This is a genomic window from Campylobacter showae CSUNSWCD (genome assembly GCF_000313615.1).
GTDB classification, from domain to species: Bacteria; Campylobacterota; Campylobacteria; order Campylobacterales; family Campylobacteraceae; genus Campylobacter_A; species Campylobacter_A showae_A.
This window is the reverse complement of sequence record NZ_AMZQ01000012.1, coordinates 13788-31128: the sequence shown is the minus strand read 5'-3', so window position 1 is coordinate 31128 and position 17341 is coordinate 13788. Positions and strand designations below refer to the sequence as shown.

Sequence of the window (17341 nt, the reverse complement as noted above, 5' to 3'; positions counted from 1 at the left end):
TATCAAATTGGAGAGAATCAATGAGCGATGTTTACGACATTATCGTGATAGGCGGCGGCCCTTGCGGCATCGCGACCGTCGTAGAGGCGAGAGCCAATGGATTAAAAAAAGTCTTGCTTCTCGAAAAGGGCGATAACCACAGCCAAACTATAAGAAAATTTTACAAAGACAACAAGCGCGTGGATAAGGAGTACAAAGGTCAAGACAGCACCATCCACGGCATCGTGTCCTTTGAGGACGGCACGAAGGAGAGCACGCTTGATTATTTCGATAAGTTGCTAGACGAGGAAAAGATCGAGGCCGTGTTTAACTCCGAGGTCGAAAGCGTAAAGAAAAAGGACGATTTGTTTTTCGTGCACACCGCAAAGGGCGACTATAAGGCTAAAAACGTGATGATAAGCATCGGTAAAATGGGACGTCCAAACAAGCCGAACTATAAAATCCCGCCTTCGCTAAATGGAGTCGTAAATTTTAATCTAAACTCCTGTTCCAGCGGCGAAAAGGTGCTCGTGGTGGGCGGCGGAAACTCGGCCGTGGAGTACGCTATCGAGCTATGCCAATACAATAAAACCACGCTAGCGTACCGCAAGGACAAATTTAGCCGCGTAAATGACGTAAACGTAACGGCGCTGTGGGAGCTAGAAAAAGCAAATAAGCTAAAAGTGCGACTAAATCACGATATTACCGAGATCGAAAACGAATCGGGGCGCGTGAGAGTGCACTTTTCAAACGGAAAAATCAGAGTCTACGACAGAGTCGTCTACGCTATCGGCGGCTCGACTCCGGTGGATTTTTTACAAAAATGCGGAGTTGAGCTCGATGCGGATAAGGACCCGGTCGTAAACGAGCACTATGAAAGCAGCGTATCCGGCCTATATATCGGCGGCGACATCGTGCTAAAAAACGGCGGCTCGATCGTACTCGCGCTAAATCACGCGCACAAGGTAGTCCAAGACATCAAGGAAAAATAGAGTTGAGAGCGTTAAATTTAGTCTTATTTTTTATCTGCGGTTGTTTACTCACGCTGGGCGGATATTATTTGTATTTCGAGTTTACAAAACCGTCTGCAAAGTCTACGGAACTCGCCGTGCAAATAATGAACGTCGAAGAAGCGCCTAAAAATGAAAGCATAAGTACTGTAGGCGAGAAAAATTTGACAAACCAAAGCCAGGTTTTATCGCAGGAAAAGTATACTAGAAATGTGGATTTAAATGATACGGATGCGCCAATTTTAGGCGATGAAGCCGAGTTAAAAGAGCAAATACGCGTTTTGCGCGCTCAAAATAGGCTACTGTATGACGATAATGTTGATTTGGTTGATAAAAATCTGGAAATATTAAATCTTCTAAGTTCTCAAAAAGCCGAGTTGGAAACTAGGCGAAAACAAGCTGCCAGCGCTAACGATAAACAACGTTTAAGTATGATTGATGAGTTAAATAAAAAACTAGCAAAAGCGCAGGAAGAAAACGAGAAAAACAAAAATTTGGAGCAAAATTTAACTTCGCTTCGTGAAGAAATAAAAAGCCTGAAATCCGAGCTTGAAAAAAAGCAAAGCGAGCTTGATAAATCAAGCGCCAAAACGCAAAGCGAAAATCAAAATACGCTAAAACGGCTCGAGGCTCAAAACGACGAGTTGAAGAACGAAGCACTAACTAGCAAAGCTAAATTTGAAAGCGAACTAAGAGCGGTAAATGAAGAGGTTGCAAAACTAAAGAGCGAAAATGCTAGGCTCGCAAACGAGCTAGCCCTAAAAGATAGCGAGATAAAAAGGATCGCTAGCGAGTATAACGCTCAGGCTCTAAATGCTCAAAATTTATCCAAAAATAGGATCGCCGCCCTAGAAAAAGAACAAGACGCGGACAAGAAAAAAATAAGCGAGCTTGAAGCGAGCCTTGAAAACGCAAACAAAAAAGCCGAGTCAAAAGCTAAGCTAAAAGCGATAAATGATGAGCTAAACGCGACGAATAAAGAGTTAGTAGCAAAGCTCGAGAAAGAAAAACAAGGATTTGAAAAAGAGATTGAACAAAACGAGGCTATATATAAAACCGAGCTTGAAAAGCTAAAAAATCAGATTGAAAACGAGCGCCAAGAAACCGAGCAAAACGTGGCGGAACTAAAGAGTAAAATTTATGAGTTAGAAAATCAAATTTCGCAAAAAGATAGCTCACTGCAAAGTGCGGAAGCTAAGGTTGCAGAGCTAAACGAGTCGCTAAATATCCAAAAAGAACTGCTAGCGGACGAGATCGCTGCTGGTAAAAAAAACATCCAAAACTATAAAATTTTAAATAACAAAATCACGACATTGGTTGAAAACAATATTAAAACAGCCAAGGAAAACAAAGAGCAACTAGATGCTTTAAATGAGCTTTTGACGCAAAAAGACGCAGAGCTCGCGACTCTAAGAAAACAGATGCAAGACGGAGCTAAAGATCTAAGCGACACGAAGGAAAATTTAGCCAAAACGAGTACGCAAAAAAACATCGCAAAGGGTGAAGTGGCACAGATACTAACTAAAAACGAAGAACTGATGAGCGAAAATGAAAATCTAAAAAAGATAATCCAGCTAAATTTTAAAGCCGAAGTGCCTAAAAAGGTTGTTTTCATCGCCTCGGTCGAGTGTTCTGATATGAGCGCGGGCTCAGACAGGCCGACGCAAGTTTGTAAAAACAAAGTAAGCGACTTTTTGCAGAGTTATAATTCAAATTATTATTTCGAGATCACGCCGATAGTGAGCCGCGGTAACTTTATCGCCACGTCAAAAGCGGCAAAAGTGATCCCACAAGAAGAGCTTGAAAAGATCGATTCATACGCAAATTTCGGTATCGGCAAAGAGCGCGCCAAGGTTGCCGGCGAGATGATAAAAGATGAATTCGGCGACTTTTCGCGCATATCGTACAGCAATGACATAATCACCTCTCAGGATAAGCAAGGATTTATCATCAAGGTATATAGATGATAATCACTCAGCCCAAAAACGGCTACCGCTACAACAGCGATACGATGTTTTTGTATGACTTTATCCGTGAGGGCGGAGTGCGCGGCGAGGTGCTAGAGGTTGGTTGCGGTAGTGGGGTTTTGGGGTTGCTTTTAAAGCGCGATTTTCCTAAAATTTCGCTTAGTTTGCTCGATATTTTAGAAACTAACGTAAATTTAGCCGCTGCAAACGCTAGCCAAAACGGCATTGAAGCCGAGTTCATAACGGCTGATTTTGCTAAATTTAAGAGTGAAAAAAGATATGATCTCATCGTCTCAAACCCGCCTTTTTATCACGACGGCGCAAAAAAAAGCGAAAACGAACACCTTCGCGCCGCTAGATACAGCGAAAATTTACCTCTTAGCGAGCTTGTAGGTAGCGCAAATTCGCTGCTAAAGCCGCGCGGAGTTTTTAGCTTTTGCTACGACGCTAAGCGCCTAGCTGAAGTTGTGCTTTGTTTGAGCGAATTTAAATTTACGCTTACTAGGCTTTGTTTTGTGCATCCAAAAGCGGATGGCACGGCAAATTTGGTACTAATTGAGGCTAAAAAAAGTTCAAAATCCTTGACTCAAATTTTACCGCCGATTTTTGTTTTTGAAGGCGGTGTTTATAGTAAAAAGGCAGCTAAAATTTTCGCTACAGCAAACACGCAAAGTAGGGACGCGGCGGAGTGAATTTGCTAAGACAAAGCGGTTTTGGTTATGAATTTGACGCTAGCAAGTGCGAGCTGTGCGGCGGCAAGTGCTGCACGGGAGAAAGCGGCTATATATGGATAAGCTCAGCGGAAATTTCGGCTCTGGCGGAACATTTGAAAATAAGCGAGGATGAGTTTAGATCGCGATTTTTAGATAAATTCGGATATAAATTTAGCCTCAAAGAAAAGCCCTACGACGGCGGGTTTGCGTGCATATTTTTTGACGAAACGGCAAAAAACTGCTCGGTTTACGACTTTCGCCCGAGCCAGTGCCGCACCTTTCCGTTTTGGGACTATTTTAAGGATAAAATCAATGAATTGGAGAAAGAATGCGCGGGAATAAGGCGATTTTAAAATTTATATTGGCGGCCTTGCTTGTTTGTTTTGCTACCGCCAAAGACGGTTTTGACGAGAATTTATACGTTATCAAGGCGCTTTTGGCGGTCGAAAACGCTAATCACGACGAGGCGACCGAGCTTTACGAGCAGCTTTACGAAAAAACCAAAAACACCGACTATCTAAAAGAGGCGCTCAGACTCGCGTTTTTTTCTAAAAACGTAAATTTTAAAAGCATTTTAGCGCTCAGCCAAAAGGTACTAAAAGACGACGTGGACGTACTTCGCATACAGGGTGCAAATTTGATGAGCGAAAACAAACTCGACGAAGCCGCAAAGATAATGCAAGAGCTAGTCAAAAAAGAGGACATCTCTAAAAATCACGTCATGCTCTCTGCCGTCTACTCGATGCAAAACGACAACAAAGCCGCCCTAGCCGAGCTTGAACGCGCGTACGAGCTAGATAGGAGCGTGGAAAATCTACTGCGAATAGTCGATCTTTTATACAATAAAATGAACGACAAAAAAGAGGCGATCAGGCAGCTAGAGAGCTCGCGCCGTATCGACGGCTGCGAGGTAGAGACCTGCACGGCGCTAGTAGATATCTACGCGCAGGACGGCCGCTACTCCGATATGATCGATGTTTACGAGAGTCTTTTTGAAGTGACGAAAGAAAAAATCTATCTCGAAAAAGCGCTCGGCGTTTACGTTTTTCAAAAAAACTATGACGCGGCGATCAAATTTTTACAAAAATACTCATACAATGACGATGCGCTGATGGATCTTTATGCTGCGACGGGGGATTTTGCCAAGGCGTATAAAAAGGCGCAGGAGGCCTTTGATAAGAGCTTTAATCTCGAATATCAAGCCAAAATGGCGATATATCAATACGAAAGAGACACAAACAAACAAACCAAAAAGATAGACAAAGATAGTCTAAAGCAAGTCATAAATAACTTTGAAAAATCGGCCGTAAAGCTAAATAACGCGCTATATCTAAACTACTACGGCTACCTGCTCATCGATCACGATATAGACGCGAAAAAGGGCATAGAGCTAGTAAACAGAGCCCTAGAGCTAGAGCCTGGGTCGGTGTTTTATCTAGATTCGCTGGCGTGGGGATACTATAAGCTAGGCGAGTGCAAAAAGGCCGACGAGATAATGCAACAAGTCCTGCATGATGAGGAATTTGTAAATTCGCCCGAGGGTAAAGAGCATATAAACACTATCAAAGAGTGCCTAAAAAAGGGTAAAAGATGATATTAGATCAGATAATCAAGCAAACCAAAGAGGACTTGGCGCTGCGAAAATCGCAAATGCCTTTTGAAAAACTACAAGAGCTTGCGGCGAAAAATCCGCGCGAGATAAAAGACGCGGTAAAAGCACTAAAAAGCAGCGCAGACGAGCCGTATCGCATCATCGCCGAGGTTAAAAAAGCAAGCCCTAGCAAGGGGCTAATAAGGCCAAATTTTGCGCCCGTAGAGATAGCTAAAGAGTATGAAAAAGGCGGAGCAAACGCTATCTCGGTTCTAACCGAGCCGCATTTTTTTAAAGGAAATTTGGAGTACCTGGCGGCCATAAGATGCGAAAGCTCGCTGCCGCTGCTTCGCAAGGATTTTATCGTAGACGAGTATCAAATTTTAGAAGCGCTCGTTTACGGAGCCGATTTTATCCTACTTATCGCAAAGGCTCTTGGCGCTGATGAGCTAAAGCGGCTACTTGATTACGCGCGTTCTTTGGGGCTTGAGGCCCTAGTAGAGACGCACGACGAAGAGGATGTGGAAAAGTCAAATTTTGCATGCGCAAAGATAGTCGGCGTAAATCACCGAAATTTAAGCACGTTTGAGATGGATATGAGTCTTTGCGAGAAGCTGTTTTCTAAAATCAAAAACGCAAGCGTCATCGTCGCTGAAAGCGGCATCTATGAGCACTCGCAGCTAAAAGAGCTTCACGCGCAAGGAGCCGACGCGTTTTTGATAGGCGAGCATTTTATGAGGCAAGAGGACTTGGCAAAAGCCGTTAAAACCGTAAAGGAGGGCTGATATGGAGCACATTTGCGCGCCGTGGAGGAGCGAATATTTCGGTAAAAAGGAGCAGGGCTGCGTCTTTTGCAACGTCGTAAATCACCCCGAAAAAGACGCGCAGACGGGCGTTTTATTTCGTGCAAAGCGGTGTTTTGGGATCATGAATCTTTATCCGTATACGCCGGGGCACTTTATGGTGATACCGTATGTGCACACCGATAATATCGAAAGCCTAGACGAGCAGACGTGGTCGGAGATGAGCGCCTACGTGCGCGAGGGCGTGAAAATTTTAAAACGCGAACTAAATGCGGCGGGCGTAAATATCGGGATGAATCTGGGCAAAGCAGGGGGTGCGGGCATCGCAGAGCACGTGCACTATCATCTAGTGCCACGCTGGAGCGGCGATACGAATTTCATCACCTCCATCGCCGAGGTACGCGTAAACGGCGTTCCATTTACTCCGCTTTACGAGAAGCTAAAAGCCGCATTTGCGGACGTTTGCTTTAATGAGCGGTAAATTTATTTTTACCAAATTATTTTTTGGTAGAATTATCAAAATTAAAAGATATTAAGGCATACGATGAGATTTATTTTGCCGATACTTTTATCGTTTTCTTTTGTTTTTGCTGGCTTTGGCTGTGATGACGCTTTGGCTGATAAGCAGCGATTTTTCTCGCAAAATTTAACCTTTTCGGGAGAATTTGAGCCAAACTGCAACGACTCTATCTTGGGGCTAAAAGAGGTTCAAATTTTACTCTCGGCCGCTCAAAAGATCCGCGCCGAAAGCCTTGCTTGCGTCGGAAATTTGGCGACTAAGAATTTAAACGAGTTTAAATTTAAGATCTTAAAAGCTTCCTATGCACCTGAAATTTACGCAAAAGAGCTAGAAAGTCCGGGCGAATACGAAAAACTCGTATCGCAAAACAGAGCCAGACTTCGTTACTGGGGACATCAAAGCCTAAGTAATTTCACGGTTTTTAAGGACTTTAACAAAGACTATAACGCCGCTCTTGAGTCGCTCGTAAACTACTACAAATCAAATTTCAAAATAGATGAAGGCAGCGCGATTTATTACGCTTCAAAGGTTGCAAACGAGTTTTTAAAATTTGCCGCCGCGACTCTGCAAAACGGCGATATGGACGAGTTTGCTAGAAAAGTTAGCGACCCGACCTTTACAAAATACGGCATAAATGAGGCGATATATTCTGGCTCCGTGTCACAAGCCTCGCTTCAAAACGCATTTAACGCCGCGCTTCTTTACGAAAAAAGCGAGGACATCATAAAGGAATTCTTGCGCGCGGGTGTAAATTTAAACTACGGATTTGAGAGTTCGCTGTTTTTCGCGCTTAAAAATTTAAACAACGTAAAGCTCCTGGTTGCTAGCGGCGCGGACGTAAACTATGCAAATCTGCTCGGCGTCACTCCGCTTTTTAATGCCGTGCAGCTAAACGATATAAATTTAGTCAAATTTTTACTAGGAAACGGAGCTCTAGTAAACAAAAGGCTGATAGACATGAGCACCAAGCTTGCATATAGCGCAAATTTGAGCGTTCAGTTGCCAAGTTTCGTAAAGCTCTGCGACTTTGACGGGGCATCAAAAAGCGTGCTGATGAGCGCGGCAGGGGCGGCGGACGTGGAAATATTGCAGCTTTTGATAGATAACGGCGCGGACGTGAAGGCAGTGGATGATAACGGACTAAACGCCCTAGACTACGCCATCATCGGCAAAAAAGAGATCAACGCGCAGTATCTAAGGGCGATGGGGCTTGAGTCAAATTTGATCACCGAATAAGGAGAAAATATGAAAGGAACGGCTTTTATCACGGGAGCTACGTCAGGTTTTGGCGAGGCGATAGCTAGGATGCTCAGCCGCGAAGGCTACAAGATCGTAGCGCTGGCTCGCCGTAAAGAAAGGCTTGAAGCCTTGGCAAAAGAGCTTGGAAACACTCACATCATCGTCGCCGATATCCGCGATAAAAAGGCGGTTTTTGACGGCGTGGCAAATTTGCCGCAGGAGTTTCGCGATATCGAAGTGCTCGTAAATAACGCAGGCCTGGCGCTGGGGCTTGAAGGCGTGGCGCAGACTAGCATCGAGGACTTTGAGACGATGGTCGATACCAACATCAAGGGCTTTTTATATTCGACCAAGGCCGTTTTACCGCTTATGATCGCGCGAAAGAGCGGCTATATCTTTAATCTAGGCTCAACCGCGGGCGCATGGCCGTATCCGGGCAGTCACGTTTATGGTGCTAGCAAGGCATTTGTAAAGCAGTTTAGTAGAAATCTGCGCAACGACATCCGTGGCACTGGCATCCGCGTGACAGAGATAGCTCCTGGTATCTGCAAGACTGAGTTTAGCGAGGTTCGCTTCGGCGGTGATAAGGCTAAGGCCGACGCGGTTTACGAGGGCGTGGAGTACATCACTGCCGAGGATATCGCGCAAATCGTGCTAAACTGCCTAAATATGCCTCACCGCGTAAATATCAACGTCGTCGAGGCGATGTCGACGCAGCAGACTTGGGCTGGGCTTTTTATAGAGAAAAAGTAGGCGTTTAGCATTAAATTTGCGGGATAGGCGGCTGGATTTCGCGTAAAATTTAGTTGCTTTGCCACATAAATTTGAGTTAAATTTGCCGCCGGGCTTTACGGCGCGCGATTTTTATATGTTTTTGTGCGCCGTTTAAATTTGCTTTTGCGGGGCTTGACCCGCATGAATTTGAAGCTGGATTTGCAAATTTGCGCTTGCGGTGACGGGAGAAACGCGCGCTGAAATTTGTGCAAATTTGTCGTCAAATTTTAGTGCCGAGACTGTACCGAATTTAATATCAAATTTTCTCTCAAAATTTGACGCTCTTAAAATTCCGTCGCCGTTTCGTAATTGAGATAAAAGTACGTTGAACCGCGCGACATCGCGGCGATTTTTAGCGGTTTAAAGCCGCTACGAGTAGAAAAATTAAATTTGGCGGAGCAAATGCAAAGAGATTTTAATGAAAATGTAAAACAGCTTTATAGACTAGATAAAAGAAGCTTATTTCTAGTTTTGATTGACTTGGCTGGGTTTGGATTTTTGTCGTTAATAATAATTTCATCGGTAGCGGCTTATTTAACGGGCTTTTTTCTTGCATTTGGCTTTGCGGTTTCTTTGCTATTTATTATGCCTATTTTTGAAATTATTTTGTTTAATTATATTGAAATCTATGAAGATAGGGTTATTATAAACAGATTTATATTTGGAGATATCGTGATCAAAAACACCGATATTTTTTCTTGCTCGGCGTTTGATCGTCCGTTTATCCCCAAAAAAGTAACAATCAGTAAAAAAGCTAGGCAAATATGGCGATTAAAAACTTTTACGATAATGGGTTTAAATTCTAAGCAGGCTACGGATATTGAAAATTTTATCAATGATATCGCTGTGCGCTAGCCGCTAAATTTTGACTAAAAAGGCTAGAATAAAAGCCTAAATTTGATTATAAACGGTTCAAATATACAAAACTGCCATAATTTTTTGTAAAAAACCAAATTTTAATGCCAAGCCTCGCCAAAACCAAAATTTCCACAAAAGCCTCATTTTTAACATAAATTTTTAATAAAGAACTAAAATTTTTGAATTATAAGCGAATTTAAAACAAAAATTTAAGCCGCATTTAGCTAAATTTATGCCTTAAATACCGACCGACGACACGCGGTGCGGAAAATTTGATTAAACCGACGAAAAACAAAAAGGAGTTTTTGATGAAAAAGATTTTATTTTTGTCGCTTTTGCCTATCTTGGCGCTAGCCGTAGATCCCGAAGTAGCGAAAAAAAATGCCGAAATTTTCGGTTTTTGGACGCTCATCCCGCCTGTGGTGGCGATAGTTTTGGCGTTTATCACCAAAGACGTCGTTTTGTCGCTGTTTATCGGCGTTTTTAGCGGAACGTTTCTCATAAACGTCATCGATTCAAGCATCCCGATGACTTTTGTAAAGGGCTTTACCGACATCGTAAAAAGGGTTGTGGGCTCGCTGGCTGATAGCTGGAATGCGGGCATCGTGCTTCAGGTGCTTTGTATCGGCGGCGTGGTCGCGCTCATCACCAAAATGGGCGGAACCAAGGCTGTGGCGATATGGCTGAGCAAAAAGGCTAAAACAGGCGTTTCAGCTCAAATTTCAACTTGGGTGATGGGACTTTTCGTCTTTTTCGACGACTACGCGAACTCCCTCATCGTGGGTCCTATCATGCGCCCGATAACGGACAAATTTAAAGTCTCTCGCGAAAAGCTAGCCTTTATCATCGACGCAACTGCTGCTCCGATCGCAGGTCTAGCCGTCATCTCGACTTGGGTCGGACTTGAGATATCACTGATTAAGCAAGGCTACGAGCTCATCGGCATAACGAACATAAACGCTTTTAGTATCTTTGTAGAGACGATGCCTTATAGATTTTACAACCTTTTCATGCTGTTTTTCATCGTCTGCACCGCGTTTATGGGGCGCGAATTTGCAGGTATGCTAAAAGCCGAGCGCAGAGCTAGAGCCGGCGAACTGCACCCTAGACGGGACGGAGCTATGATCGAGGACGTCGAGGACAAGACGCTAGAGCCTAAAGAAAATATCAAACTACAAAGCTCAAACGCCGTCGTTCCGCTTTTGGTGCTTATTTTGGGCGCGTTTGTTAGCTTTTACTTTAGCGGTCTGGGCGCGCTTGAGGGCGAGGCTCTTGAGAGCGCGAAGGCTCATCCGCTTACGTTCTACACTTTCCAAGCTACGTTCGGCGCTGCCGATGCGTCCGTGGCACTATTTCAGTCGGCTTTGCTAGCTACGGTGGTGGCGATATTTATGGCTGTTTATAGAAAAATTTTAACCGTGCGCGAGGCGATAGAAACATGGGGTAAGGGCTGGAAAACCATGATAACTACGATTATTATCCTGCTTCTTGCGTGGTCGTTAAGCTCGGTTATCAAGGAGCTTGGCACATCTCGCTATCTAGTCGATCTGCTTTCGCAGTCTACGCCAAAGATCGTCCTTCCGGCGGCGATTTTTATGCTGGGTTCGTTTATCAGCTTTTCTACCGGCACCAGCTACGGTACGATGGGCATTTTGATGCCGCTCGCGATACCTTTAGCTAGCGCGGTGGGCATGCACAGCGGACTAGAGGGCGACGCCTTGCACGCGTATATGATAGTAAATATCTCAGCCGTTTTAACTGGCGCGATATTTGGCGACCACTGCTCTCCGATCTCGGATACTACGATACTTTCGTCTATGGGTGCCGGGTGTAACCACATCGATCACGTCCAGACGCAGATGCCTTATGCGCTTGCGGTTTGCGCGATCAGTATTTTTGCGGGATACTTCCCGATCGCGCTTGGCCTAAGTATCTGGATAGTGCTTCCTTTGGGGCTTTTAGTGACGGCTTTGGTCGTTAGATTCGTAGGGCAAAGGGTTTAAATTTGCCCGATAAGTTTTGCAAATTTTTAGGAGAGTGTGGTAGTTGCACTCTTGATATGCCTTACGAGGAGCAGGTTAAATTTAAAACTGATTTTATAAGGTGCGAATTTGAGCCGTTTTATAGCGGCGAATTTGAGTTTTTCGCCTCGCAGAGTGCCGCTTACCGCACTAGGGCGGAGTTTGGGGTCTGGCGCGACGGCGAGGAGCTTAGATACACGATGCACGGCACTAAAACTAAGCGTATTTTTATAGACGAATGCCCAAAAGTAGCCTCTCCTATCGTAAATTTGATGTCGCGTTTGCTTGAAGAGCTTACTAAAAATCAAATTTTAAAAGAGAGGCTGTTTGGCGCCGAGTTTATCTCGTGCGCGAGCGGGATACTAGCGACGCTGCTCTATCATAAGCGTCTAGGCGAAACCGAGCAGGGCGAGATAGAAAGCTTAGCGCGTGAGCTTGCCGGTCACCGCGTAACGATAGTGGCGAGAGCAAAGGGGCAAAAGCTACTAAGCGGCGAGTTAAATTTAGAGGACTGCCTAAATATCGGCGGTAAAATTTATAAATTTACATTCGGCGACGGAGCTTTTATCCAGCCAAACACCGCCGTAAACGAAAAGATGATCGCGTGGGCGAAAGGCTGTGTAGAGCACGGCGCGGATCTGCTTGAGCTTTACTGCGGACACGGAAACTTTACTGTTCCGATGGCGGAAAAATTTAAACGCATTTTGGCAACCGAGATATCCAAAAGCTCAATTGCAAATGCGCTCAAAAACTGCGAACTAAACAGCGTAGATAACATCAAATTTTTACGAATGAGCGCCGAGGAGCTGATGAGCGCGTTTAGGCGCGAGCGCGAGTTTAACCGTTTAAGAGAGCTTGATATCTTTAGCTATGACTTCTCGCACGTTTTGGTAGATCCGCCACGCGCTGGACTTGATGAGAGCGTGATAAATTTCATCAAAAACTACGAAAACATCGTCTATATCTCCTGTTCGCCGCAGAGCCTCAAGCGCGATCTAGCGCAGCTTTCCTTAACGCACGAGGCGGTCAAATTTGCCGTGTTTGATCAGTTTGCAAACACCGCTCACATCGAGTGTGGCGTGCTTTTAAAGAGTAAAAATGCCTAGCGATCTAGGGCAAATTTTATCCTCCGCTAAAAATATCGCGGTCGTGGGCCTTAGTCCAGATGAGAGCAAGCCTAGCAACGAGGTTGCGAAATTTCTAATCGAGCGCGGATTTAACGTATTTCCTATTTATCCAAAATCTGATGAAATTTTAGGGCGAAAGGTTTATCGAAATTTGATCCAAATAGATGAAAATATCGACATCGCCGTGATGTTTAGAAAGGGCGAGTTTGCTAGCGAGCTAGTAAAAGACGCCGTCAAAAAAGGTGTAAAAACGCTGTGGCTGCAGCTTGGTATAACAAACGACGAGGCGGGATCGGTTGCTCGCGAAAACGGGATAAATTTCGTGCAGGATAGGTGCATAAAAATCGAGCTACAAAGGCTTGACTAGGCCAAATTTGACGGCGAAGCACGATTTTGAGGCGGCGCCGTAAACGTAGCAGATAACAGCAAAAACAAAAATATAAATAAAAATAAAGAAAACGTAAGCAAAAATACGGTAAATAAACGCGCAAGTAAAAGCGATGAAAAGTAAAATTTAAACAAAAACGAAAGGCTAAAATGATCTCTCTAAATAAAATAATCCAAGCCAAGCGCACGATAAGCGGCTTTGTGTACAAGACGCCGTTTGCCTACAGCGCAAAACTAAGCCTCGCAAGCGGCGCGCTCATCTACCTAAAAGAAGAAAACCTCCAGCGCACCGGCGCGTACAAGATCCGCGGCGCGTATAATAAAATCGCAAATTTAAGCGCGCAGGAGCGTAAAAAAGGCGTAGTCGCCGCAAGTGCGGGCAATCATGCTCAGGGTGTGGCTATTTCAGCGCGCGAGTTTAAGACGCCTGCCACCATCGTGATGCCTGAGTCCACACCGCTTTTAAAGGTGCTAGGCACAAAAGATCTAGGCGCCGAGGTTATCCTAAAGGGCGATAACTTCGACGAAGCCTACGCCTATGCGGTCGAGTATGCTAAACAGCAGGGCATGAGCTTTATCCATCCATTTGACGACGAGTACGTGATGGCCGGGCAGGGCACGGTGGGGCTAGAGATGCTTGATGATCTGGCTGAGCTTGAAACTATCATCGTACCGGTTGGCGGCGGCGGGCTAATCAGCGGCATATCAAGCTGTGTAAAACAGGTAAATCCAGACATCCGCGTGGTCGCCGTGAGCGCAAAGGGCGCGCCTGCTATGTTTAATAGCTTTGGCGCTAAAAAAAGCATAAACTCAAAAGCCGTGCGCACGATCGCCGACGGTATCGCGGTTCGAGACGCGAGCGAGACGACTCTGGCAAATATCCTAGAGTGCGTAGATGAGTTTGTGCAGGTCGACGACGAGGAGATCGCAAATGCGATTTTGTTCCTGCTTGAGACGCAAAAGATCGTAGTCGAAGGCGCGGGCGCAGTCGGCGTAGCTAGTATCCTGCACAACAAGGTCAAATTTAAAGCCGGCGAGCGTATCGGCATCGTGCTAAGCGGCGGAAATATCGACGTGCAGATGCTAAACGTCATCATCGAAAAAGGCCTCATAAAGTCGCACCGCAAAATGGCGCTGCAAATCACGCTGATAGATAAACCCGGTGCGCTCATGAGTCTAACCGATAGTCTAAAGATCGCAAATGCCAACATAGTAAAGATTGACTACGACCGCTTCTCCACTAGCCTGGAGTACGGCGACGCTAATATCACGATCACGCTCGAAACCAAGGGTGAAGACCATCAAGAACTCATCAAAAAAGTGCTCAGAGAGCATGATTTTAAATTTATTCAGGTGTTTTAGGCGGTTAAATTTGAGCTCAAATTTGCTTGCTAAATTTAGAGTAAATTTGAGCCAAATTTAAACCCGTATCTTAAAGGTGCGGGTCTTGCCAAACCGCACCGACTCTAAAAGCTCGCTAAATTTAAATTTACAATCCAAAATTTATACCGATATAAAACAATCAAAGGCTCAAATTTAACGATTATTTTAACGAATTTCGCTAAAATCCCATTTTAGAGGAGCAAAAATGATAGATGTTACAAGCCTTATTTTAGCGATTTTGCTGGCGATTTGCGTATTTACGATTTTTAGATTTAATAAAGCCTTAAAAACCGCGCAAAAGCCCGCGAATACGCAGATTAGCACCGAGATATCGCAGCTAAAATCCATCGGCGAGTTATCCGTTTTTCAGGTCTATAGCAAAGAGATCGTGACCAAAACCGACCATGCATTTGGCAGTTTTGGCAAGGAGTATCTGCGCTGGCTGGTGAGCGAGAAAAAACTCTCGATGATATTTGAGTTTGAGATAAACTTCATCTACGACCTAACGAGTCCGCGCCTAGAGATCGTAAATGTCGCGAGCGAGGAGTATCTCATCAAGATGCCGCCTTGCAAATACAAATTTTCGATCGCAAATATGAAATTTTACGACGAGAAAAACGGCAAATTTATCCCGTTTTTGTTGCCTGATTCGCTAAACGGATTTTTCGGTAGCAGCTTTAGCGAGGAGGATAAAAATAGGCTCATCGAGGAGGCCCGCGCCGAGGTCGAAAAGATGTCCGTGCGCCTGATAAATCAGCTCCAGTCCAAGATCCACAAGTCCGCGCGCGACACGCTCGAGGCGATCGCAAAGAGTTTTGGGGCTAGAGCGGTTAGGTTTGAGTTTAACGACGAGGGTGAGCAGGTTCAGCTAAATCTGCAAAATGTGGCGTGAGGGCAAGATGGCATTTCTAAAAGCGCTTTTGATAGGTAAAGCAAGGCAGTATGGTAGCGTGGCGGCTACGGACGAGCTAGGCAAGGCGTGGCGCTCGGCGATATTTAAAAATGCGCAGACGGGCGAAATTTACGCGGGCGAGCTTGGCTTTGAGGGTGACGAGGTGGCCGACACGAAGCATCACGGCGGCGTAAATAAAGCCGTGTTTGCAAATTCACTCGAAAACTATCCCGCGTGGGAAGCTTATTTGGGGCTTAAAAATTTGCCGCTGGGTGCGATGGGCGAAAATTTGACCATTAGCGGGCTAGATGAAAATAGCGTAAACGTGGGCGACGTGCATAAAATCGGCTCGCTAGTGCTGCAAGTAACCCAACCGCGAAAACCGTGTTTTAAGCTCGCAAAGCGGTGGGGAAATGCAAATTTGACTAAAGAAATTTTTGCCACGGGGCTAACCGGCTGGTACTATAAAGTACTAGAAAACGGCTCGTGTAAGGCTGGCTGCGAGGTGGAAATCCTGCAAAAAAGCGAAAATGCTCTAAGCGTGATGCAGATAAATAAACTGTTTTTTAATCCGAGCGAAAATTTGGATTTGTTGCCCAAATTTAGAGCGCTAGAAGCGCTGCCTGCTAGCTGGCAGGACGATATAAATAGACGCTTAAACGGCTCATATAGCACGGCTTTTATGGAAAAACTTTGAAAAAACGGCGAAATTTGCCAAAAAGCTTGACAAATAAGGTAAAAATATATATAATTACCTTTCTTTTTACAGGCTGGGGTATCGCCAAGCGGTAAGGCAATTGGTTTTGGTCCAATCATCCAGAGGTTCGAATCCTCTTACCCCATCCACTCAAATTTCATCGCGGAGTAGAGCAGTGGTAGCTCGTCGGGCTCATAACCCGAAGGTCGGCGGTTCAAATCCGTCCTCCGCAACCAAATCTAAAATTTATCCTTCACTTACTCCAAAAAATCAAATTTTGAATTGAAGAAAATTATTTATGAGCTTTGACGTATCTCAAATTTTAATCATTTTGTTGTTGATCGTAATTATTTTGCTGGCTTTAAAGCTATTTAAAAAGCAAAAAATCAAGCAAACTAGATATAAAAGCGATAGTGGCGATACGGTAAAAAGCCGCGCCGAGCTCATCGTGGCAAATTGGCTATTTTACCGCGGCATAGAGTTTATCTACGAGAAAAAGGTGCCGACCAAAGAGCGCGTTATTAGTGATTTTTACCTGACGCAAAGCGAAATTTATATCGAATTTTGGGGACTTGAGACGCCGCAATATCTAAAAAGAAAAAGTAAAAAAATCAAAATTTACAAGAAAAACCGCCTAAAACTCATCCAAATGAACGACGATAGCCTGCGCGATCTAAACGCATTTTTCGCCAAAGAATTTGCAAAACTCGGCGCAAAATACCAAATCAGGCCAAAGCCGTAAAAATCGTCAAATTTTGTAAACGCTATCTTTTTTGTCATAAATTTGCATGCAGATACGTCTGTTAAATTTGGCCGGTACAAAATTTATTAAATCAAAAAACCAACTATTTAAAGCATTTGCAGTCGTTTGAAAAATAGATATTAGTAAGGTATAAGAGCTGAAGTTGCCGATCGTAGTGCGCGTGCGATAAAACCGTTTGAGCAAGAGCGCGGATATGGTCGTTAAAAAGATTTACCCCTCGCGTAACGCTAGGCGAGCGTTTATGCTTTTGATGTCGGCAAATTTGCTCCAAAACAGTTCCAATCAGCGGCAAGTTTGATCAAATTTGGTTGCCGCGATGAAAAACAACCCAAATCGTATCGCGCACCATTTTAAGATTTGGCAAATTTAACCAAAATAACGATTCTTGTAAATTTGCCTCGTTCATATTACTACATCGCCAAATTTAACCTTTAGCATTTTCAAGGTGCGGGTTATGCCCAAAATCGGTCAAATTTGATAAATCCGTAAAAATTAAACAAAAACTTACAAGCCTGGCTGCTTCGTTTAAATTTAACCAAAGTCCGTTCGTGCCGCGTTTGGCTACGTCTAAAAGTCCGTAAAATCTCAAGCCAAGCCCGCGCAAAAGCCTAAATTCA

17 protein-coding genes and 2 tRNA genes are annotated in these 17341 nt (G+C 44.5%); all 19 read left to right on the top strand.

The genetic code is table 11. From position 1 onward, the window contains the following. Positions 1–20: 20 nt before the first annotated feature. The 19 genes from CSUNSWCD_RS08830 to CSUNSWCD_RS08740 all read left to right on the top strand — a co-directional run bounded on the left by CSUNSWCD_RS08830 (position 21) and on the right by CSUNSWCD_RS08740 (position 16703). The gene (locus CSUNSWCD_RS08830) at positions 21–971 is read left to right on the top strand and encodes an NAD(P)-binding domain-containing protein (RefSeq protein WP_009495974.1); all 951 of its coding nucleotides are present in this window, start codon (positions 21–23) and stop codon (positions 969–971) included. A 2-nt stretch (positions 972–973) separates the two neighbouring features. Continuing rightward, positions 974–2956, top strand: coding sequence for a coiled-coil domain-containing protein (locus tag CSUNSWCD_RS08825; RefSeq protein WP_009495973.1), 1983 nt, complete (start codon positions 974–976; stop codon positions 2954–2956). Then, positions 2953–3648 (top strand): tRNA1(Val) (adenine(37)-N6)-methyltransferase, encoded by a 696-nt coding sequence (locus CSUNSWCD_RS08820; RefSeq protein ID WP_009495972.1) that lies wholly within the window; start codon positions 2953–2955, stop codon positions 3646–3648. Before CSUNSWCD_RS08825 ends, CSUNSWCD_RS08820 begins: the two co-directional genes overlap by 4 nt. Then, a complete protein-coding gene (locus CSUNSWCD_RS08815; protein ID WP_081585292.1) occupies positions 3645–4022 on the top strand; it encodes a YkgJ family cysteine cluster protein in 378 nt (125 codons plus the stop codon). Before CSUNSWCD_RS08820 ends, CSUNSWCD_RS08815 begins: the two co-directional genes overlap by 4 nt. After that, positions 3998–5263, top strand: coding sequence for a tetratricopeptide repeat protein (locus tag CSUNSWCD_RS08810; RefSeq protein WP_009495970.1), 1266 nt, complete (start codon positions 3998–4000; stop codon positions 5261–5263). Before CSUNSWCD_RS08815 ends, CSUNSWCD_RS08810 begins: the two co-directional genes overlap by 25 nt. Continuing rightward, positions 5260–6045 (top strand): indole-3-glycerol phosphate synthase TrpC, encoded by a 786-nt coding sequence (trpC, locus tag CSUNSWCD_RS08805; RefSeq protein WP_009495969.1) that lies wholly within the window; start codon positions 5260–5262, stop codon positions 6043–6045. Before CSUNSWCD_RS08810 ends, trpC begins: the two co-directional genes overlap by 4 nt. Position 6046: 1 nt before the next feature. Further along, entirely contained in the window at positions 6047–6544 is a 498-nt protein-coding gene (locus CSUNSWCD_RS08800; RefSeq protein ID WP_009495968.1) for an HIT family protein, read from the top strand. 63 nt (positions 6545–6607) lie between these two features. Further along, entirely contained in the window at positions 6608–7819 is a 1212-nt protein-coding gene (locus CSUNSWCD_RS08795) for an ankyrin repeat domain-containing protein (RefSeq protein ID WP_009495967.1), read from the top strand. Between the two features lie 9 nt (positions 7820–7828). Beyond that, complete coding sequence (locus tag CSUNSWCD_RS08790) at positions 7829–8575, top strand: SDR family NAD(P)-dependent oxidoreductase (RefSeq protein WP_009495966.1); 747 nt, start codon at positions 7829–7831, stop codon at positions 8573–8575. Positions 8576–8998: 423 nt separating this feature from the next. Then, the gene (locus tag CSUNSWCD_RS08785) at positions 8999–9451 is read left to right on the top strand and encodes a hypothetical protein (RefSeq protein ID WP_241091501.1); all 453 of its coding nucleotides are present in this window, start codon (positions 8999–9001) and stop codon (positions 9449–9451) included. A 311-nt stretch (positions 9452–9762) separates the two neighbouring features. Continuing rightward, a complete protein-coding gene (locus CSUNSWCD_RS08780; protein ID WP_206159181.1) occupies positions 9763–11457 on the top strand; it encodes a Na+/H+ antiporter NhaC family protein in 1695 nt (564 codons plus the stop codon). Positions 11458–11459: 2 nt separating this feature from the next. After that, positions 11460–12581: a tRNA (uridine(54)-C5)-methyltransferase TrmA gene (gene trmA, locus CSUNSWCD_RS08775; protein WP_009495963.1), complete on the top strand. Its 1122-nt coding sequence runs from the start codon at positions 11460–11462 to the stop codon at positions 12579–12581. Beyond that, complete coding sequence (locus tag CSUNSWCD_RS08770) at positions 12574–12969, top strand: CoA-binding protein (RefSeq protein ID WP_009495962.1); 396 nt, start codon at positions 12574–12576, stop codon at positions 12967–12969. The genes trmA and CSUNSWCD_RS08770 overlap by 8 nt, the downstream gene beginning before the upstream one ends. 170 nt (positions 12970–13139) lie before the next feature. Continuing rightward, complete coding sequence (ilvA, locus tag CSUNSWCD_RS08765; RefSeq protein WP_009495960.1) at positions 13140–14351, top strand: threonine ammonia-lyase; 1212 nt, start codon at positions 13140–13142, stop codon at positions 14349–14351. 226 nt (positions 14352–14577) lie between these two features. Continuing rightward, a complete protein-coding gene (locus CSUNSWCD_RS08760) occupies positions 14578–15264 on the top strand; it encodes a DUF4230 domain-containing protein (protein WP_034964745.1) in 687 nt (228 codons plus the stop codon). A 7-nt stretch (positions 15265–15271) separates the two neighbouring features. Then, a complete protein-coding gene (locus CSUNSWCD_RS08755; RefSeq protein ID WP_034964769.1) occupies positions 15272–15961 on the top strand; it encodes an MOSC domain-containing protein in 690 nt (229 codons plus the stop codon). 74 nt (positions 15962–16035) lie between these two features. Further along, positions 16036–16110: transfer RNA gene (locus CSUNSWCD_RS08750), tRNA-Gln, on the top strand. Positions 16111–16122: 12 nt separating this feature from the next. Further along, positions 16123–16197, top strand: a tRNA-Met gene (locus CSUNSWCD_RS08745). Between the two features lie 62 nt (positions 16198–16259). Then, a complete protein-coding gene (locus tag CSUNSWCD_RS08740) occupies positions 16260–16703 on the top strand; it encodes a hypothetical protein (protein ID WP_009495956.1) in 444 nt (147 codons plus the stop codon). Positions 16704–17341 lie beyond the last annotated feature (638 nt).